Origin of the sequence: uncultured Nostoc sp. (assembly GCF_937863485.1) — a bacterium.
Classification (GTDB): domain Bacteria; phylum Cyanobacteriota; class Cyanobacteriia; order Cyanobacteriales; family Nostocaceae; genus Nostoc.
The window spans coordinates 1-17,063 of sequence record NZ_CALMFY010000024.1 but is presented as its reverse complement, the minus strand read 5'-3'; the positions used below and the strand labels follow the sequence as shown (position 1 = coordinate 17,063).

28 protein-coding genes and 1 pseudogene are annotated in these 17,063 nt (G+C 44.2%); 26 read left to right on the top strand and 3 right to left on the bottom strand.

Annotation, left to right across the window (positions count from 1 at the left end; all coding sequences use genetic code 11):
• Nucleotides 1-83 precede the first annotated feature (83 nt).
• The 24 genes from rplP to prfA all read left to right on the top strand — a co-directional run bounded on the left by rplP (nt 84) and on the right by prfA (nt 13,834).
• Nucleotides 84-509 (top strand): 50S ribosomal protein L16, encoded by a 426-nt coding sequence (rplP, locus tag Q0541_RS03695; protein WP_273765839.1) that lies wholly within the window; start codon nt 84-86, stop codon nt 507-509.
• A 3-nt stretch (nt 510-512) separates the two neighbouring features.
• Complete coding sequence (gene rpmC / locus Q0541_RS03690; protein ID WP_273765838.1) at nt 513-740, top strand: 50S ribosomal protein L29; 228 nt, start codon at nt 513-515, stop codon at nt 738-740.
• A gap of 6 nt (nt 741-746) precedes the next feature.
• Nucleotides 747-995 (top strand): 30S ribosomal protein S17, encoded by a 249-nt coding sequence (gene rpsQ, locus Q0541_RS03685; RefSeq protein WP_100901244.1) that lies wholly within the window; start codon nt 747-749, stop codon nt 993-995.
• Nucleotides 996-1,041: 46 nt separating this feature from the next.
• Nucleotides 1,042-1,410, top strand: a complete 369-nt coding sequence (rplN, locus tag Q0541_RS03680; protein WP_069070772.1) for a 50S ribosomal protein L14 — start codon at nt 1,042-1,044, stop codon at nt 1,408-1,410.
• On the top strand, nt 1,410-1,763 hold the full coding sequence (rplX, locus tag Q0541_RS03675; RefSeq protein WP_273765834.1) for a 50S ribosomal protein L24: 354 nt from the start codon (nt 1,410-1,412) through the stop codon (nt 1,761-1,763). Before rplN ends, rplX begins: the two co-directional genes overlap by 1 nt.
• A gap of 110 nt (nt 1,764-1,873) precedes the next feature.
• Nucleotides 1,874-2,422 carry a 50S ribosomal protein L5 gene (rplE, locus tag Q0541_RS03670; RefSeq protein WP_298905683.1) on the top strand — a complete coding sequence of 183 codons (549 nt, stop codon included), beginning with the start codon at nt 1,874-1,876 and terminating at the stop codon, nt 2,420-2,422.
• Nucleotides 2,423-2,442: 20 nt separating this feature from the next.
• Entirely contained in the window at nt 2,443-2,844 is a 402-nt protein-coding gene (gene rpsH / locus Q0541_RS03665; protein ID WP_012410712.1) for a 30S ribosomal protein S8, read from the top strand.
• 85 nt (nt 2,845-2,929) lie between these two features.
• Nucleotides 2,930-3,478: a 50S ribosomal protein L6 gene (gene rplF, locus Q0541_RS03660; protein WP_298905677.1), complete on the top strand. Its 549-nt coding sequence runs from the start codon at nt 2,930-2,932 to the stop codon at nt 3,476-3,478.
• Between the two features lie 2 nt (nt 3,479-3,480).
• Nucleotides 3,481-3,843 carry a 50S ribosomal protein L18 gene (rplR, locus tag Q0541_RS03655; protein WP_196518364.1) on the top strand — a complete coding sequence of 121 codons (363 nt, stop codon included), beginning with the start codon at nt 3,481-3,483 and terminating at the stop codon, nt 3,841-3,843.
• 184 nt (nt 3,844-4,027) lie between these two features.
• Nucleotides 4,028-4,555, top strand: coding sequence for a 30S ribosomal protein S5 (gene rpsE, locus Q0541_RS03650; RefSeq protein ID WP_273765822.1), 528 nt, complete (start codon nt 4,028-4,030; stop codon nt 4,553-4,555).
• A gap of 48 nt (nt 4,556-4,603) precedes the next feature.
• Complete coding sequence (gene rplO / locus Q0541_RS03645) at nt 4,604-5,047, top strand: 50S ribosomal protein L15 (RefSeq protein WP_298905668.1); 444 nt, start codon at nt 4,604-4,606, stop codon at nt 5,045-5,047.
• A gap of 74 nt (nt 5,048-5,121) precedes the next feature.
• On the top strand, nt 5,122-6,435 hold the full coding sequence (gene secY, locus Q0541_RS03640; RefSeq protein WP_298905667.1) for a preprotein translocase subunit SecY: 1,314 nt from the start codon (nt 5,122-5,124) through the stop codon (nt 6,433-6,435).
• Nucleotides 6,435-6,989 carry an adenylate kinase gene (locus tag Q0541_RS03635; RefSeq protein WP_298905666.1) on the top strand — a complete coding sequence of 185 codons (555 nt, stop codon included), beginning with the start codon at nt 6,435-6,437 and terminating at the stop codon, nt 6,987-6,989. Before secY ends, Q0541_RS03635 begins: the two co-directional genes overlap by 1 nt.
• A gap of 178 nt (nt 6,990-7,167) precedes the next feature.
• Nucleotides 7,168-7,392 (top strand): translation initiation factor IF-1, encoded by a 225-nt coding sequence (infA, locus tag Q0541_RS03630; RefSeq protein ID WP_006276978.1) that lies wholly within the window; start codon nt 7,168-7,170, stop codon nt 7,390-7,392.
• 116 nt (nt 7,393-7,508) lie between these two features.
• Entirely contained in the window at nt 7,509-7,622 is a 114-nt protein-coding gene (rpmJ, locus tag Q0541_RS03625) for a 50S ribosomal protein L36 (RefSeq protein ID WP_015129703.1), read from the top strand.
• 115 nt (nt 7,623-7,737) lie between these two features.
• Nucleotides 7,738-8,118 carry a 30S ribosomal protein S13 gene (gene rpsM / locus Q0541_RS03620; RefSeq protein ID WP_069070762.1) on the top strand — a complete coding sequence of 127 codons (381 nt, stop codon included), beginning with the start codon at nt 7,738-7,740 and terminating at the stop codon, nt 8,116-8,118.
• 53 nt (nt 8,119-8,171) lie between these two features.
• Nucleotides 8,172-8,567 carry a 30S ribosomal protein S11 gene (rpsK, locus tag Q0541_RS03615; protein WP_010998331.1) on the top strand — a complete coding sequence of 132 codons (396 nt, stop codon included), beginning with the start codon at nt 8,172-8,174 and terminating at the stop codon, nt 8,565-8,567.
• Between the two features lie 411 nt (nt 8,568-8,978).
• Nucleotides 8,979-9,926, top strand: a complete 948-nt coding sequence (locus Q0541_RS03610; protein WP_273765775.1) for a DNA-directed RNA polymerase subunit alpha — start codon at nt 8,979-8,981, stop codon at nt 9,924-9,926.
• Between the two features lie 32 nt (nt 9,927-9,958).
• Entirely contained in the window at nt 9,959-10,309 is a 351-nt protein-coding gene (gene rplQ / locus Q0541_RS03605; protein ID WP_273765772.1) for a 50S ribosomal protein L17, read from the top strand.
• A 45-nt stretch (nt 10,310-10,354) separates the two neighbouring features.
• Nucleotides 10,355-11,203, top strand: coding sequence for a tRNA pseudouridine(38-40) synthase TruA (truA, locus tag Q0541_RS03600; protein WP_298905509.1), 849 nt, complete (start codon nt 10,355-10,357; stop codon nt 11,201-11,203).
• A gap of 183 nt (nt 11,204-11,386) precedes the next feature.
• Nucleotides 11,387-11,848, top strand: coding sequence for a 50S ribosomal protein L13 (gene rplM, locus Q0541_RS03595; protein WP_229450944.1), 462 nt, complete (start codon nt 11,387-11,389; stop codon nt 11,846-11,848).
• Nucleotides 11,848-12,264, top strand: coding sequence for a 30S ribosomal protein S9 (gene rpsI / locus Q0541_RS03590; RefSeq protein WP_229460561.1), 417 nt, complete (start codon nt 11,848-11,850; stop codon nt 12,262-12,264). The genes rplM and rpsI overlap by 1 nt, the downstream gene beginning before the upstream one ends.
• A gap of 126 nt (nt 12,265-12,390) precedes the next feature.
• A complete protein-coding gene (gene rpmE / locus Q0541_RS03585; protein WP_273765764.1) occupies nt 12,391-12,633 on the top strand; it encodes a 50S ribosomal protein L31 in 243 nt (80 codons plus the stop codon).
• A gap of 103 nt (nt 12,634-12,736) precedes the next feature.
• Nucleotides 12,737-13,834, top strand: coding sequence for a peptide chain release factor 1 (gene prfA / locus Q0541_RS03580; protein ID WP_298905498.1), 1,098 nt, complete (start codon nt 12,737-12,739; stop codon nt 13,832-13,834).
• A gap of 33 nt (nt 13,835-13,867) precedes the next feature.
• Here the strand turns inward: prfA and Q0541_RS03575 are convergent, their stop codons facing one another.
• The 3 genes and pseudogenes from Q0541_RS03575 to Q0541_RS03565 form a co-directional block, all read right to left on the bottom strand.
• Nucleotides 13,868-14,080 carry a hypothetical protein gene (locus Q0541_RS03575; protein WP_366941803.1) on the bottom strand — a complete coding sequence of 71 codons (213 nt, stop codon included), beginning with the start codon at nt 14,078-14,080 and terminating at the stop codon, nt 13,868-13,870.
• A gap of 458 nt (nt 14,081-14,538) precedes the next feature.
• Nucleotides 14,539-14,874 carry a hypothetical protein gene (locus Q0541_RS03570; RefSeq protein WP_298905496.1) on the bottom strand — a complete coding sequence of 112 codons (336 nt, stop codon included), beginning with the start codon at nt 14,872-14,874 and terminating at the stop codon, nt 14,539-14,541.
• A gap of 140 nt (nt 14,875-15,014) precedes the next feature.
• A pseudogene (locus tag Q0541_RS03565) lies at nt 15,015-15,293 on the bottom strand (zinc ABC transporter substrate-binding protein); the annotation flags it as partial.
• A gap of 242 nt (nt 15,294-15,535) precedes the next feature.
• Here Q0541_RS03565 and Q0541_RS03560 point away from each other — a divergent pair.
• Together Q0541_RS03560 and Q0541_RS03555 are read left to right on the top strand one after the other, a co-directional pair.
• Nucleotides 15,536-15,841 carry a hypothetical protein gene (locus Q0541_RS03560; protein WP_298905494.1) on the top strand — a complete coding sequence of 102 codons (306 nt, stop codon included), beginning with the start codon at nt 15,536-15,538 and terminating at the stop codon, nt 15,839-15,841.
• Between the two features lie 306 nt (nt 15,842-16,147).
• A complete protein-coding gene (locus Q0541_RS03555; protein WP_298905493.1) occupies nt 16,148-16,933 on the top strand; it encodes an HAD family hydrolase in 786 nt (261 codons plus the stop codon).
• Nucleotides 16,934-17,063 lie beyond the last annotated feature (130 nt).

Sequence of the window (17,063 nt, the reverse complement as noted above, 5' to 3'; positions counted from 1 at the left end):
TAAGACATGGCGCATAAGGCATAGAAAACTGACAATGCCCTGTTTGCCCTGTTTGGCCAATGCCCAGTACCCAGTAGCCAATCATGTTAAGCCCTAGAAGAACTAAATTCCGCAAACAACAGCGCGGACGGATGGAGGGACTAGCCACCCGTGGCAGCACCCTCAACTTTGGTGATTTTGCACTCCAAGCGCAAGAGCCTGCTTGGATTACCTCCCGGCAAATCGAGGCTTCTCGTCGAGCAATGACCCGTTATATTCGTCGGGGCGGACAAATCTGGATTCGGATTTTCCCTGATAAACCTGTAACCATGCGTCCTGCTGAAACCCGGATGGGTTCCGGTAAAGGTTCGCCAGAGTTTTGGGTAGCTGTAGTCAAGCCAGGGCGAATTTTGTTTGAAATCGGTGGGGTTTCTGAAGAAATCGCCCGTGAAGCTATGCGTTTGGCTTCATTTAAACTACCCATAAAAACTAAGTTTATTGTGCGCTCTCAACCACAGGAGCAGGAGTAGCTTATGCCTCTTCCCAAGATTTCAGAAGCTAGAGAATTAAGTGACGAGAAACTCTCTGAGGAAATTGTCGCGATCAAAAGACAACTATTTCAGTTGCGCTTGCAAAAAGCCACCAGACAACTAGAAAAGCCCCACCAGTTCCGACAAATCCGACACCGCCTAGCCCAATTGCTGACGCTAGAGACAGAACGCAAACGGGCAGCAAGTCAATCGGCTAAAGAAGAAAAGTAGGAGATTATGGCAGTTAAAGAACGAGTTGGCTTGGTAGTGAGCGATAAAATGCAAAAAACTGTGGTAGTTGCCATAGAAAACCGCGCTCCTCACCCCAAGTACGGCAAGATTGTGGTTAATACCCAACGATATAAAGTTCACGACGAAGAAAATAAGTGTAAAGTAGGCGATCGCGTTCGCATTCAGGAAACTAGACCCCTGAGTAAAACCAAGCGCTGGAAAATCACAGAAGTCCTGAACGTCAAACCTACTTAAACCTCATCGTTGTTAGAAACTAACAACATTACAAGGGAGAATAATCGTGATTCAACCCCAGACTTACCTGAATGTCGCAGATAATAGCGGTGCCCGTAAACTAATGTGCATCCGCATCTTAGGTGGAGGCAACCGCCGTTATGGTTTTATCGGTGATAAAATTATCGCCGTTGTCAAAGATGCTACACCCAACATGGCTGTAAAAAAGTCTGATGTCGTGGAAGCAGTAATTGTCCGGACTCGTAAAGCCGTAAGTCGTGATAGCGGCATGAGTATTCGCTTTGATGATAATGCCGCTGTGATCATCAACAAAGACGGTAACCCTAGAGGCACACGGGTTTTTGGCCCAGTTGCCCGGGAACTGCGCGATAAAAACTTTACCAAAATTGTTTCTCTGGCTCCGGAGGTGCTTTAATGGCAACCAAACAGGGTACGCCCAAAGTATTCCACAAAATGCACGTCAAAACTGGCGACACCGTACAAGTGATTGCTGGCAAAGACAAAGGAAAAGTTGGTGAAATTATCCAGGCACTTCCACAACTGAGTAAAGTCATCGTCAAAGGTGTCAACATTAAAACCAAGCACGTCAAACCTCAGCAAGAAGGAGAATCAGGGCGGATTCTCACCCAGGAATTCCCGATTCATAGCTCCAACGTGATGCTTTATTCTACCAAGCAAAACGTTGCCAGTCGTGTTTGTTATACCTTTACCTCAGAAGGCAAAAAAGTCAGAAAACTCAAGAAAACTGGTGAGCTTCTTGATAAATAAGAATTAGCCAACTTGAGATTTTAGATTTTAAATTTAATCCAAAATCCAAAATCTAAAATCCAAAATTAAATGTTCCCTGACCAAGCCCAGGGATATCAGGACAAAAAACTATGGCGACAACAAGACTCAAAAGCTTATATCAAGAGACAATCGTCCCCAAACTGATCAATCAGTTTCAATATACCAATGTTCATCAAGTACCGAAGTTGGTAAAGGTTACTATTAACCGAGGTTTGGGTGAAGCAGCTCAAAATGCGAAGTCTCTGGAAGCATCCATAAACGAAATTTCGCTGGTCACTGGTCAAAAACCAGTGGTGACGCGGGCGAAAAAGGCGATCGCTGGCTTTAAGATTCGTCAAGGGATGCCTGTGGGGATCATGGTTACCCTCAGAGCCGAACGGATGTATGCCTTTTTTGACCGACTAGTTAGCTTGTCATTACCCAGAATTCGAGATTTTCGCGGCGTTAGCCCTAAAAGCTTTGACGGACGCGGTAACTACACTCTGGGTGTGAGAGAACAGCTAATTTTTCCAGAAGTCGAATACGACAGCATCGATCAAGTGCGTGGGATGGATATTTCCATCATCACCACAGCAAAAAACGACGAAGAGGGCCGCGCCTTACTTAAAGAATTAGGAATGCCCTTTCGCGATCAATAAGTTCATCTATAGAGGGAACGATGGCGGCTAACGACACAATTGCAGATATGCTGACGCGCATCCGCAATGCCAACCTGGCGCGGCATCAAACTACACAAGTGCCAGCTACAAAAATGACCCGGAGTATTGCCAAAGTGCTACGGGAGGAAGGCTTTATTGCTGAAATCGAAGAAGCAGAAGAAGGGGTAAAGCACAATCTGGTGATTTCCCTGAAATACAAAGGTAAGAATCGTCAGCCTTTAATCACCGCCTTAAAGCGAGTGAGTAAGCCTGGCTTGCGTGTTTACTCCAATAGAAAAGAATTACCAAGGGTACTAGGTGGCATTGGCATTGCGATTATTTCTACATCCAGTGGCATTATGACTGACCGCGAAGCGCGGCGTCAGAACTTGGGTGGCGAAGTGCTTTGTTACGTTTGGTAGTCACCAGAAGTGAGGAGTTAGGAGTGAGGAGTGAGGAGTTAGTTATAAAAACTCATAACTCATAACAGGATAAAGGACAAAAGTTATGTCTCGTATTGGTAAACGTCCAATTACTATTCCCGCCAAAGTCCAAGTGGCGATTGATGGTACGAATATTGTGGTGAAAGGCCCGAAAGGAGAACTTTCTCGCACTCTCACAGCTAATGTCTCAGTCTCCCAAGAAGGAGAAATATTACAGGTAAATCGTCGGGATGAAACTCGTACCTCGAAGCAGCTGCACGGCTTGAGCCGCACTTTAGTTGCCAACATGGTCGAGGGAGTTTCCCAAGGTTTTCAGCGCCGTTTGGAAATTCAAGGTGTTGGTTACAGGGCACAAGTTCAAGGGCGTAACCTAGTTTTAAATATGGGTTACAGCCATCAGGTGCAAATTGTTCCCCCAGATGGAATTCAGTTTGCAGTAGAAGGTACCACTAATGTCATTGTCAGCGGCTATGACAAAGAAATAGTAGGTAACACAGCCGCCAAAATTCGTGCCGTTCGTCCACCAGAACCTTACAAAGGTAAAGGCATTCGCTATGCCGGTGAAGTGGTCAGACGCAAAGCTGGTAAGACTGGTAAGGGTGGTAAGAAGTAGAAATGAAACTTACTCGTAGAGAATCAAAAAACCGTCGTCATCGACGTGTTCGTGGTAAAGTTATTGGCTCCCCAGAACGTCCGCGTTTAGCGGTATTTCGTTCAAATGAGCATATTTACGCCCAGGTAATTGATGATACTCAGCATCAAACCATAGTGGCAGCATCGACTGTAGAACCAGAGTTGAAATCTAGTTTAGCGTCATGTGCAAACCGTGACGCATCGGTGCAGGTTGGTAAGTTGATCGCAGTGCGATCGCTAGAAAAAGGCATCACCAAAGTAGTCTTTGATCGCGGTGGTAACTTATATCATGGTCGTGTCAAAGCACTAGCTGATGCAGCACGCGAGGCTGGTTTAGATTTCTAAAGTCATTAATCATTGGTCATTAGTCATTAGACAAAGGACAAATGACAACTGACCCTTCGGGTGACGCTCCTACGTCGCTATCGCAACTCTTGGAGACGCTGCGCGAACGTTAACGCCAGTTACTCATAGGAGAAACCCCTCTGAGCGAGTGGCTCACAAATGATATTCACCAAAGCACTAAATTATGGCAACAGAGCGTAAAAGTAGAACAAAGCGTGCCAAAAAAGAAGAAACCACCTGGCAAGAACGGGTAATCCAAATCCGACGCGTGAGTAAGGTGGTCAAAGGTGGTAAAAAACTCAGCTTCCGAGCGATCGTTGTCGTCGGTAACGAACGCGGTCAAGTTGGTGTAGGAGTAGGCAAAGCCTCAGATGTCATTGGTGCCGTTAAAAAAGGCGTAGCCGACGGTAAAAAACACCTCATTGACATCCCAATCACCAAATCCAACTCCATACCCCATCCCATTGATGGTGTTGGTGGCGGTGCAAAGGTGATTATGCGTCCAGCCTCACCTGGTACTGGGGTAATTGCTGGTGGTGCTGTGCGAACTGTGTTGGAATTGGCAGGAGTTCGTAACGTCTTAGCCAAGCAACTTGGCTCCAATAATCCGCTTAATAATGCTAGAGCCGCAGTCAACGCCTTATCTACACTGCGGACTCTTTCTGAAGTCGCCGAAGATCGCGGTATTCCTATTGAAAGTCTCTACATTTAGTAGAGTCGCACTTACAGAGCTTTTGTGTAAACAAGTACTAATTACATCATGAGACTCAACGATGTTAAGCCGCAAAAAGGCTCAAAGAAACGCAAGCGGCGTGTAGCCAGAGGTATTTCTGCTGGTCAAGGTGCCAGTGCTGGTCTAGGTATGCGAGGTCAAAAATCTCGCTCTGGGAGTGGTACTCGACCAGGTTTTGAAGGTGGTCAACAGCCATTGTACCGCCGCTTACCGAAACTGAAGGGCTTTCCGATTGTGAATCGGAAAATTTACACTACGATTAATGTAGAGAAGCTAGCCTCCCTTCCCGCTAATACGGAAGTAACTTTGACCTCCTTGAAAGCAGCAGGTATCCTTACTGCTGTCAAGGGACCATTGAAAATTTTAGGTAACGGGGAATTGAGCACTCCGCTCAAGGTACAAGCGGCAGCTTTCACAGGTACAGCTCGTAGCAAAATTGAGGCAGCTGGTGGGAGTTGTGAAGTCTTATGAGTGAGCCGGAACAGCGCACTTAAATGCAAGCCAACTCGCTGTCAGCGCCTGGTTCACTATAAAGGTAGCACTCTATGATCAGTCGAGATAAAGCCCCAACGGCTCAAGAAACTTTTATGCAGATGGCACAAGCAGCTGGCCTCAGAGGTAGGCTGCTTGTCACCGTCGGTATTTTAATTTTGGTTCGCCTGGGTATCTTTTTGCCAGTACCAGGGATTGATAGAGGGCGGTTTCACGACGCCATATCGGGCAATAATTCCATATTCGGTTTATTGGATATATTTTCTGGGCGCGGACTTTCCACTTTGGGAGTTTTTGCTTTAGGGATTTTACCTTTCATTAATGCGTCCATTATCATCCAATTGCTCACCGCTGCAATTCCATCTTTAGAAAATTTACAGAAAAATGAAGGCGAAGCAGGTCGGCGGAAAATATCGCAAATTACCCGCTATGTCACTGTAGGTTGGGCAATTATCCAAAGTACAGCTTTTTCAGCATTATTCCTCCAGCAATTTGCCTTAATTCCAGGGCCAATCTTTGTAGCTGAAACTGCGATCGCTCTCACGGCTGGTTCCATGTTCGTAATGTGGACATCAGAACTAATTACAGAACGTGGGATTGGAAATGGGGCATCATTGTTAATTTTTGTCAACATTGTCGCGTCATTACCAAAAGCTTTAGGCGATACTATCGATTTGGTGCAAGTCGGCGGTCGGGAAACAGTGGGTCGCGTGATAGTACTGATCTTAGTTTTCCTAGCAACCATTGTTGGTATTGTGGTTGTGCAGGAAGGAATGCGCCGCATCCCAATTATTTCCGCTCGTCGCCAAGTAGGTCGTCGAGTTTTGGCAGAGCAACGTAGCTTTTTACCCTTGCGGCTAAATCAAGGCGGCGTGATGCCAATTATTTTTGCCGCGGCCATCCTCAGTTTGCCACTGCTGATTGCTAATTTCGCCAAGAATGCTGAATTAGCAAATATAATTAACACTTATCTAAGTCCAAGCGGTTCTGGCTCTTGGGTCTATGCCTTGGTCTACATGATTTCTATCATTTTCTTCAGCTACTTCTATTCTTCGTTGATTCTCAACCCAGTAGATGTGGCGCAGAACTTGAAAAAAATGGGTTCTAGTATTCCTGGCATTCGTCCGGGCAAAGCAACTAGTGAGTATATCGAGCGCGTGTCAAACCGACTCACTTTTTTGGGGGCGATCTTTTTGGGACTCGTTGCTATTATCCCTACAGGTGTGGAAAGAGCTTTAGGAGTACCCACATTTAAAGGATTGGGTGCTACCTCTTTATTAATTTTAGTTGGTGTAGCAATTGATACGGCAAGGCAAATCCAAACTTACGTGATTTCTCAGCGCTATGAAGGAATGGTGAAACAATAGTGACGCGACTAATCTTCTTGGGACCGCCTGGAGCTGGTAAAGGAACACAAGCTCAAACTTTGGCTGAACACTTGAATATTCCCCATGTTTCTACGGGTGAAATATTAAGACAAGCCATGAAAGAGCAGACTCATTTGGGCATCAAGGCTCAAAACTATGTAAATAGCGGCGAGTTAGTCCCTGACCAGCTAGTGCAGGACTTGGTGCAGGAGCGCCTCGGCCAACCAGATGCAAAAAATGGTTGGATTCTTGATGGTTTTCCCCGCAAAGTGACGCAAGCGGCTTTTCTAGAAGAATTGCTGGAAACAATACATCAGAGTGGCGAAAGGGTAGTCAATCTAGATGCACCAGATGAAGTTGTAATTGCACGTTTGCTAGCTAGAGGACGAAAAGATGATACCGAAGAGGTGATTCGTCGTCGGTTAGAAGTGTACCGCACTGAAACTGCACCCTTAATTGATTATTACCGCGATCGCCAAAAACTTTTAACAATAAATGGCAATCAGTCCCAAGAAGATGTCACTGGTGAACTGCAACAAGTAATAACTTCCTAACTTGAGGAAAAGGAGTAGAGGATTCACCACTCACTACTCCCCACTCCCCCTACTAAGAAGTAGATCCATTTTAGCTAAGATATATTAAGAAACTGTTGATATATTTCTTAAAGTGTGTTCTCTTGCAGATGAAGTGCTGCAACTGAACACGAGATTGTTGAGTTGAGGAAAAAACAAATTGTCTAAGCAAGATTTAATTGAAATGGAAGGCACGGTAACAGAGTCCTTGCCCAATGCGATGTTTCGCGTTGACTTGGACAATGGATTTAACGTGCTGGCTCACATTTCCGGCAAGATTCGCCGCAATTATATCAAGATTTTGCCCGGCGATCGCGTCAAGGTAGAGTTAACTCCTTACGATTTGACCAAAGGCAGAATTACCTATCGACTACGAAAGAAGTAAGTATATGTAGAAATTTTACCATAAAACCATTTTTTGGACTGTTTACTAGTCTATTAAATGGATTAATTTCCCTAGAAATGCTATAATTTAATATTTGGAGTCAAAGAATAAAAGGCATGAAAGTTAGAGCCTCAGTCAAGAAAATTTGTGAAAAGTGTAACGTGATCAAACGTCGTGGTCGCGTCATGGTGATTTGCGTGAACCCCAAGCACAAGCAACGTCAAGGATAGTCCTCTTACCAATAGAGTGAGTTGTAACACGCATATGATCATTAAAACGAAAAGACGCGATTAATCACGTTTTTCTAACCAACAGTAATTGCGAGAACAATAGGGAGAGTTCATTGTGGCACGTATTGCCGGAGTAGACCTTCCACGCGATAAGCGCGTCGAGATCGGTCTGACTTACATCTACGGAATTGGGTTATCACGCTCTCAAGAAATTATAGCGGCTACTGGTGTGAACCCAGACACCCGCGTTAAGGACTTAAGTGATGCCGATGTAACAGCCCTGCGAGGGGAAATAGAAAGCAACTATCAAGTTGAAGGCGACTTGCGGCGCTTGGAGTCTTTGAACATCAAGCGCTTAGTTGACATTGGTACTTACAGAGGGCGTCGTCATCGCATGGGCTTACCAGTCAGAGGACAAAGAACTCGCACAAATGCCAGAACCCGCCGAGGGAGAAGGCAGACAGTGGCTGGTAAGAAGAAGGCTCCAGGGAAATAAATTTGCAACGCTTGCTAATCAGAGCAAGTTTACCTTAAATCAACTAAACAAGTATGGCGAGACAACCAACTAAAAAATCCGGGAGCAAAAAGCAGAAGCGGAACGTACCTAATGGGATGGCCTACATCCAGTCTACTTTCAACAATAGCATTGTCACCATTACCGATCAAAATGGAGATGTCATTTCCTGGGCTAGTGCTGGTTCTAGCGGTTTTAAGGGAGCAAAAAAGGGAACTCCCTTTGCAGCGCAAACCGCTGCTGAAAGTGCAGCCCGTAGAGCCATTGATCAAGGAATGCGCCAGATTGAGGTAATGGTCAGTGGGCCAGGAGCAGGTAGAGAAACTGCTATCCGGGCACTTCAAGGAGCAGGACTGGAAATTACACTCATTCGGGATATTACCCCTATTCCTCACAATGGTTGCCGTCCACCCAAGCGCCGTCGAGTTTAAACACCAAGACTTGGGCATTGAAGACGAGAACTTACAGCCAAACCAAGTAAAGTTACTTGCAATGACAGCTTGGGCGTCTAACGTGCAAACTGTCATTGGGTGAAAGCTTGGGCAACCAGAAGCGCGTCAGATTTTCCCGCCGGGAAAGCTGTTAAACTTCGGGCTATCCAAAATATTATCAATCAATTTTGGATTTTAGATTTGCGATTTGAGATTGAACCCAACTACAAGGGTACAGGGCCTCGTGGATTTTAAGTTGATGATTTAAGATTTGTTGTGCCTACAAGAGGCGGAGCATGAACCAAAGAAGCACAATCCAAAATCCAATATCCAAAATCGAAAATTGGTAGTCAATTCGGGAGGCAATTGATTTGTCTGCTAGCAGCACCTTAGAAAAAGGGAGGCTCATCTGTGGCGCAGTTTCAGATTGAATGTGTAGAGTCGAATACTGATGAAAGTCGGAACCATTACAGTAAATTTGTTCTGGAACCTCTAGATCGTGGTCAAGGAACAACGGTTGGCAACGCACTGCGGCGGGTTTTACTGTCCAACCTAGAAGGTACAGCAGTTACAGCAGTGCGGATTGCAGGCGTTTCACACGAGTTTGCTACAGTTTCAGGTGTGCGGGAAGATGTACTGGAAATCCTCATGAAAATGAAGGAAGTAATCCTAAAAAACTATTCCTCGCAACCCCAAATTGGTAGACTACTTGTTAACGGTCCAGCAACTATCACTGCGGCGCATTTTGATTTACCTAGTGAAGTAGAAGTCATCGATCCGACCCAGTATGTAGCCACCCTAGCTGAGGGAGGAAAACTGGAAATGGAATTTCGGATCGAAAAAGGCAAAGGCTATCGCACAGTAGAGCGAGGACGTGAGGAAGCCACATCGTTGGATTTTCTCCAAATCGACTCAATATTTATGCCAGTGCGAAAAGTCAACTATAGTGTTGAAGAATCTCGTGGGGAAGGCTTGATCCCAAAAGACCGACTACTGTTGGAAGTTTGGACAAATGGCAGTATTTCCCCCCAAGAAGCACTATCCTCGGCCGCTGGGATCTTGGTAGATTTATTCAACCCGTTGAAAGACATCTCCCTGGAACCAACAGACACAGGTTCACATATTCCAGACGATCCAACTGCCCAGATACCGATCGAAGAGTTGCAACTCTCTGTGCGGGCATATAACTGTCTCAAACGGGCACAAGTTAACTCTGTGGCAGATTTGTTGGATTATACCCAAGAAGACCTCTTAGAAATTAAAAACTTTGGTCAGAAGTCAGCAGAAGAGGTCGTGGAAGCTTTGCAGCGACGCTTGGGCATCACCCTGCCAATGGAAAGAGGCTCTAAACACCCTTAAGAAAAACCGTTCATAATTCATAGTGCATAATTATGCGTCACCGTTGTCGCGTCAAAAAACTCAGTAAACCAGCCGATCAGCGCCGTGCTTTACTGCGATCGCTCGCCACCGAGCTGATCCGTCATGGTAAGATCACCACCACTTTAATTAGAGCGAAAGTTCTGCGAAGTGAAGTGGAAAAAATGATTACTCTAGCTAAAAATGGCTCCCTAGCAGCACGCCGCGAAGCTCTTGGCTATATCTTCGACAAACAACTGGTTCACGCTCTATTTGAGCAAGCTCCTACTCGATATGGTGCTCGTCAGGGCGGTTATACCCGCATCCTGCATACCGTACCGCGTCGGGGTGATAATGCAAAAATGGCAATAATTGAATTGGTTTAAGTCATTAGTCATTAGTAACGACAAAAGACAAATGACAAAATCTGTATGTTAGAAAGCCACCAGCCTACACAAACTCATCGAGTAGCCTTGGTAATCCAATACCTGGGCACTCATTTTCATGGCTGGCAACGGCAAAAAAAACAGCGGACAGTTCAAGAAGAGATAGAAAGAGCGATCGCTACTATTCTTGGGCATCATGTAACATTACATGGGGCTGGACGAACCGATTCAGGAGTTCACGCTGCTGCTCAAGTAGCCCATTTTGAAGCTACAGGTTTAATTCCGCCTCACAAGTGGGCAACAATCCTAAATAGCTATCTGCCGCCAGATATATTAATCAGGGCTTCAGCTAGTGTAGATAATCGTTGGCACGCTCGCTTTAGTGCAGCCTATCGGCGGTATCGCTACACAATATACACTGAAGATCGCCTTAACTTGTTTGTAAGACCCTTCAGTTGGCATTATTATTATGCACCCCTGGATGAATCCTTAATTCAAGCTGCCCTAAAACCTCTGTTGGGAAAGCATCACTTAGCTGCTTTTCACCGTGCAGGCTCAAAGCGACCGCATTCCTGGGTAGAGGTGCAAGCCGCAGAGTGTCGTCGCAGTGGGCCATTTATCCATATTGAAATACAGGCAGATGGATTTTTGTATGGCATGGTACGGCTGTTGGTAGGGATGCTGGTACAAGTAGGTTCTGGACAACGGACACTTCCTAGCTTCACCGAACTCTGGAAAGAAGAACGTCGGGAAGAAGTAAAATACGCCGCACCGCCCCAAGGCTTGTGCTTGTTGCGAGTCGGCTATCCAGATTTTCCCTTTCCAAAAGAGATTTGGTACGACACCTTGCCAAAGTTCGTTACTAGTCAAGAGTCATTAGTCATTGGTTCTTAGTAACGACAAATGACTAATGACAAATTACCCTCCGGGTGACGCTCCTACGTCGCTATCGCAACTCTTGGAGACGCTCTTGCGTTCGCTAAGGCCAGTTGCTCATGGGGGAAACCCCCTTGGTGCTAGCCTCTCCCTTTGGGAGAAGACCGCACTGGCTCAAAAATGACAAAGGACAAATGACAAATGACAACTAGTAAAACATACCTTCCTTCTCAAGCGTCACTTGAGCGTGAGTGGTACATAGTAGATGCCACCGATAAACGCCTCGGTCGCCTCGCCAGTGAAATCGCCCAGGTTTTAAGAGGCAAAAAGAAACCCGAATACACACCCCACCTAGATACAGGTGACTTCGTAATCGTCATTAATGCCGAGAAAGTAGCAGTCACAGGCAAAAAGCGCACTCAAAAACTTTACCGTCGCCATTCTGGTCGTCCTGGTGGGATGAAAACGGAAACTTTCGCTAAACTGCAACAGCGCATACCAGAGCGGATTTTAGAACAGGCTGTTAAAGGTATGCTACCTAAAAATAGCCTGGGTAAACAGTTGTTCACTAAGCTAAAAGTGTACGCTGGGCCTACGCATCCCCATGATGCTCAAAAACCTAAAGAACTACAAATTAGTACAATTCCTGGAGAAGAAAATTAATGGTAGTAGCAGACGCCAATAGCGGTCGCGCCGTATACTGGGGTACTGGTCGTCGTAAGAACGCAGTAGCAAGAGTCCGCTTGGTTCCAGGCACTGGTCAACTGACTGTGAACGGTAAAGATGGAAACTTGTATTTTCAATTCAATGCCAACTACCTGGGAGTCATCAAAGCACCCCTGGAAACTCTGGGACTAGAAAACGAATATGACATTTTGGTGAAAGCAGAAGGCGGCGGCTTGACCGGACAGGCTGATTCTGTTCGCTTGGGAGTTGCTCGTGCTTTGTGCCAACTAGACCCAGACAACCGCCCACCTTTGAAAACCGAAGGTTACCTGACTCGTGATCCGAGGGCAAAAGAGCGGAAAAAATATGGTTTACATAAAGCCCGGAAAGCACCTCAGTACTCTAAGCGTTAGGGCATTGGGCATGGAGAATTGGGCATTGGCAAAAGTCCGTTGTTTATATCTTTGTCAGTCCCCAATCCCTAGCTCCAATTGAAACCTGAAAGTTATAATTGATATAGATTCATCACAAAAAGAACAATGGCTAAATCTGATATTCACCCCAAGTGGTATCCAGATGCTAAAGTTTACTGCAATGGTCAAGTTGTTATGACCATTGGCTCTACCAAGCCAGAATTGCACGTAGATGTTTGGTCTGGAAATCACCCATTTTACACCGGCACTCAGAAGATTATTGACACTGAGGGTAGAGTAGAACGCTTCCTCCGCAAGTACGGCATGAGCAGCACTCAAACATCTGGCGACGAACAAAAGAAAAAGTAGCGGGTTGGCTCTGCTGTTAACGACGGCCCTGCATCAGCTGGGTCGATTGTCATTTATATGCTCGAGCCAATTTGTTATTTTTTAAGGAGCGATCGCACTCGTCATGGCTGAATCATACTTACTGGATAAACTAAAATCTGTTGAACAAACCTTTAATGAGTTAACACGTCGTCTTGGCGACCCTGATACCGCTAGTAATCCTGATGAGTATCAAGAAATTGCTAAGTCTCGTTCTTCTTTGGAAGAGGTAGTTGATACCTATGAAATTTGGAAAACAGCCCAAGAAGACTTGAGTGGAGCGCGTCAGGTTTACAAAGAATCTGCTAGTGACCCAGAGTTGCAAGAAATGGCAGGACTGGAAGTAAAGGAACTTGAAGAAAAAATAGAATATTTAGAGACTCGCTTGAAAGTTTTACTGCTACCACGCGACCCCAATGATGAAAAGAATATCATGTTGGAAATTCGCGCTGGTACTGGTGGCGATGAAGCAAGTATTTGGGCTGGCGATTTGATGCGGATGTACACCCGCTATGCCCAGACTCAAGGTTGGAAAGTTTCTCTAGTGAGCGAATCTCTAGGAGAAATGGGTGGCTGGAAAGAGGTGATTCTCGAAATTAAAGGTAATGACGTTTACAGCCAGTTAAAGTTTGAAGCTGGAGTGCATCGTGTGCAGCGTGTACCAACAACTGAAGCTGGGGGACGGGTTCACACCTCTACAGCCACCGTGGCGATTATGCCAGAGGTGGATGATGTGGAAATCCACATTGACCCGAAAGATATTGAAATGACTACAGCTCGTTCTGGCGGTGCTGGTGGACAAAACGTCAACAAGGTGGAAACAGCCGTTGACTTAATGCACAAACCGACAGGAATACGCATTTTCTGTACAGAAGAACGCAGCCAGTTGCAAAACAAAGAACGGGCGATGCAAATTCTGCGGGCAAAGTTGTATGATATCAAGTTAAGCGAACAACAGCAAGCTGTAACTTCTATGCGGCGATCGCAGGTTGGTACAGGATCGCGATCAGAAAAAATTCGCACATACAATTATAAAGATAACCGCGCTACTGATCATCGGTTAGGTCAGAATTATTCCCTTAACCCTGTTCTGGAAGGTGATTTAGAGACGCTTATTCAATCTTGCATATCTCAAGACCAACAGGAACGTCTCGCGGAGTTAGCGACTTCTGCTGCTAACTAATTTTTGCTGTTAAAAACCCTGTAAAACCACTTATTATGCTGTTGTTTTTAACAGACATAGGTGGTTTTCTAATATTACATAGAGTGCATCTTCCATTTCACTGGGATAATGGTAATAGGCAAATTCGTATTTCATGACGTAATTTAGCTTCGCCCATTCTTTTAGGGTTTGACAGGCATAAATTAACTTCTCTGCTTCTTCTTGCCAACGCGCAAAAATCCGGTAGCTGAAAAAGCTGCTGCACACGTCGCCTTTTCGGCATAGTATTATAAAATTTTGTTAGTTCAACGTCTACGAACAGCTATTGTATAACTTGGCCGCTGTGTTGCTTCTCGTTGACTCTTAACCAACCGAAAGTTATTATTTATATCTAGACTTTTCCAAAAATTCATAGCCCAATCTTTACAAAGGTTATTAAGTTCGACTATATCTCTTCTGTGAACGTAGCAACAAGGATTTGCATAGTTGATGATAGTTTAGAGACAAAAAATAATATTTTAAAATTTTGAGCCTCAACAGAATTTATTAGGCTGTACAACCCGCAAAAGCTACATAAGGGAAATATTAGGATTTACAAAGAGAAAATTTTATATCTTAATATTTACGCGAATTTAATTTTCCGACGGGTCTACTTGACCAAAGAAGACAGATACGGGAATGCAAAGAAAGAACTCTCCGTACCTCCGTATCTCTTCAATAAAAGACTACCACCAAATTCGATTTCCATTTTCATCAACTCGTGCTTCCCGAATCATGTCGGAAATCTCTTCAGCATCTTTAACGTGGTGGAGTGCCTTCTTTTCACCGTCGGGTTCATCCACAACGAAGTAAGTTGGGACTGTGATATTATCGCCTGTAATGTCTGGTACATTATCAACAGCTACCTGTTGAGCTTTTTCCTCAACTGATTGAGACTCATCAGCAATTCTATCTCCCGGATTTGCAGTTAAGTTTCTTTCGTTCACATCCGGTTTTTCGCGAGAATGCGAATCTTCGCTCACTGGTTGATTAATTTGATTTTCTTGATTATTTTCACTCATGGCTTTTTCAGATATTCAAAAATGACACATCTGAATAACATTCTAAAAAATCGAAGGTATAAAGAATTCTTTCTCTAGAGAGATTTTGAGAATATATTTGAGCGAAACACCTCTTAGGTTAGATATTCGCTCAGATGAATTTACTTCTTTGGTTGAAATGGCAGATATTTTTCCTCAATGCTTTTATAATGCTGCGGGTATTCACCTCTACTATTTTGATGTAGGAATCTTTTTCACTTACCTTTGCACCAATTAAATTAGAGTAAAGTTAATTTGGTACTAATTTCACCCCTTGCTTCTTGAGTAAAAGTTTTAATTAAAGCTGAGTTAATTGTAGTTTCAGCAAAAATTGTGAGAACACCTCCTATCTTTTTAATTGACTCAACTAATGTCTGGACTGTTTGAGCACTTGGTTGTTCGCAATTCTCACAAATCAAATATGATTGCTGTATTTAGTCCTAGAGTCGGTATTTTTACTACTAAATAACTTCAAACCAAAGAATAATTCTAACGCGATCGTGCCGTAGTATATTAATAGACCTTTCTTGGAAAATCGGGTCATGGAAGAAAATCCTTCTACTAATGGCAAAATTCCAGCCAAGATAAAAACGCGCCGGGATTTTTTAACTTACATCTAGGTAGTACAGTCGCATCAGTAGCGATGGGATATTTATTTCCCCAAGTCAGCCAAGGTCGTGAGATAAACCTAGAAACCCTTTGCTCCCTGTATCCAAAGAATTCACGCTGTCAAAATTATCTTCCAGGATCTGTGGCACTGGACAAAGACGGCAAGGAAATTGAGGCTAATGCAAATGCACTATTGACAACCGCAAAGCCCGGAATTCCGATTCTCGTAAAAGGCTTGCCAGACCATAGCGTTGATTATCTAATTATTCAAGACGGGTCAAATATTGCTGAGTACGCTATCAGTCCAATTTGTACTCATTTAGGATGTACAGTTGAGTAGGAGCTTGAGAAGAATCACTTTATTTGTCCTTGTCATGGATCTCAATACGATTCTCAGGGTTGAGTCGTTTATGGACCTGCTAAACGTTCTTTACCACTGATCATTGTAGTGAGTCAAGCAAAACCAAGTTCGTTTAGTTGATCACAAATCTGGTGTAGATCCTCGTTAACCTACTAGTATCAAATCAGATTGGACAATACCACCATACTTTTTGAGCAAGTCATAAATTATAAAAGACTAACAAAAATTACTGCATGATTTAAATTTGTCAGGTAAGCTGACAACAGCAGTTTCATCCTCAAAACAATGACCGCAAGTAGTCCCACAGTTTTAGCCCTGGACTTTGATGGAGTGATTTGTGACGGACTAATTGAATATTTTGAGGTAGCGTGGCGCACCTACTGTGAAATTTGGTCGCCTGTTAACGACACACCACCAGATGATTTAGCTTTGAGATTCTATCGTCTGCGGCCTGTAATTGAAACGGGTTGGGAAATGCCCGTTTTAATTAAAGCGTTGGTAGATGGAATTCCTGATGAGAAAATTCTTTATGAATGGGTAATCATCGCCCCGAAACTTTTGTTAAATGACAATCTACAAGCAAGAGAAATTGGTGCAAAACTCGATAACCAACGGGATGAATGGATTACCACTGATTTAGACGGTTGGCTAAGTCTGCATAGATTTTATCCGGGTATAGTAGAAAAACTAAAATTAACTCTTGACAGTGGAGTTAAGCTATACATTGTGACAACTAAAGAAGGGCGTTTTGTACAGCAGTTGTTGCAACAAGAAGGAGTAAATTTACCAGCACCAGCGATTTTTGGGAAAGAAGTCAAGCGTCCTAAATACGAAATTATGCGAGAACTAAAGCAGGCAGAAACAGACAAGTTAGTTAGTCTGTGGTTCGTAGAAGATAGACTCAAGACATTGCAGTTAGTCCAACAGCAAATAGACCTTGAAGATGTGAAACTGTTTCTTGCAGACTGGGGCTATAATACCCAAGCAGAAAGGGAAGCTGCCCAAAATGATCCGCGAATTAAGTTGTTATCATTGTCTCAATTTGCCAAAGATTTCTCTGCTTGGCTTTAATATATTAAATATGTTGCAATAATCTCTTGATGCCTTCACCCTAAAAGGGCTTGTCATTGCCCAGATATTTGTAACAGCTAGATTTTTGCCCTGATCAATATCCCACCAGGAACTGGGGAGGGTGGGTGAT

Bases quoted from the DNA above. Each gene is read 5' to 3' on its own strand.
- rplP (WP_273765839.1), top strand. From the start codon at position 84: ATGTTAAGCCCTAGAAGAACTAAATTCCGCAAACAACAGCGCGGACGG.
- rpmC (WP_273765838.1), top strand. From the start codon at position 513: ATGCCTCTTCCCAAGATTTCAGAAGCTAGAGAATTAAGTGACGAGAAA.
- rpsQ (WP_100901244.1), top strand. From the start codon at position 747: ATGGCAGTTAAAGAACGAGTTGGCTTGGTAGTGAGCGATAAAATGCAA.
- rplX (WP_273765834.1), top strand. From the start codon at position 1,410: ATGGCAACCAAACAGGGTACGCCCAAAGTATTCCACAAAATGCACGTC.
- rplE (WP_298905683.1), top strand. From the start codon at position 1,874: ATGGCGACAACAAGACTCAAAAGCTTATATCAAGAGACAATCGTCCCC.
- rpsH (WP_012410712.1), top strand. From the start codon at position 2,443: ATGGCGGCTAACGACACAATTGCAGATATGCTGACGCGCATCCGCAAT.
- rplF (WP_298905677.1), top strand. From the start codon at position 2,930: ATGTCTCGTATTGGTAAACGTCCAATTACTATTCCCGCCAAAGTCCAA.
- rplR (WP_196518364.1), top strand. From the start codon at position 3,481: ATGAAACTTACTCGTAGAGAATCAAAAAACCGTCGTCATCGACGTGTT.
- rpsE (WP_273765822.1), top strand. From the start codon at position 4,028: ATGGCAACAGAGCGTAAAAGTAGAACAAAGCGTGCCAAAAAAGAAGAA.
- rplO (WP_298905668.1), top strand. From the start codon at position 4,604: ATGAGACTCAACGATGTTAAGCCGCAAAAAGGCTCAAAGAAACGCAAG.
- secY (WP_298905667.1), top strand. From the start codon at position 5,122: ATGATCAGTCGAGATAAAGCCCCAACGGCTCAAGAAACTTTTATGCAG.
- rpmJ (WP_015129703.1), top strand. From the start codon at position 7,509: ATGAAAGTTAGAGCCTCAGTCAAGAAAATTTGTGAAAAGTGTAACGTG.
- rpsK (WP_010998331.1), top strand. From the start codon at position 8,172: ATGGCGAGACAACCAACTAAAAAATCCGGGAGCAAAAAGCAGAAGCGG.
- rplQ (WP_273765772.1), top strand. From the start codon at position 9,959: ATGCGTCACCGTTGTCGCGTCAAAAAACTCAGTAAACCAGCCGATCAG.
- truA (WP_298905509.1), top strand. From the start codon at position 10,355: ATGTTAGAAAGCCACCAGCCTACACAAACTCATCGAGTAGCCTTGGTA.
- rplM (WP_229450944.1), top strand. From the start codon at position 11,387: ATGACAACTAGTAAAACATACCTTCCTTCTCAAGCGTCACTTGAGCGT.
- rpsI (WP_229460561.1), top strand. From the start codon at position 11,848: ATGGTAGTAGCAGACGCCAATAGCGGTCGCGCCGTATACTGGGGTACT.
- rpmE (WP_273765764.1), top strand. From the start codon at position 12,391: ATGGCTAAATCTGATATTCACCCCAAGTGGTATCCAGATGCTAAAGTT.
- prfA (WP_298905498.1), top strand. From the start codon at position 12,737: ATGGCTGAATCATACTTACTGGATAAACTAAAATCTGTTGAACAAACC.
- Q0541_RS03570 (WP_298905496.1), bottom strand. From the start codon at position 14,874: ATGAGTGAAAATAATCAAGAAAATCAAATTAATCAACCAGTGAGCGAA.
- Q0541_RS03560 (WP_298905494.1), top strand. From the start codon at position 15,536: ATGGGATATTTATTTCCCCAAGTCAGCCAAGGTCGTGAGATAAACCTA.
- Q0541_RS03555 (WP_298905493.1), top strand. From the start codon at position 16,148: ATGACCGCAAGTAGTCCCACAGTTTTAGCCCTGGACTTTGATGGAGTG.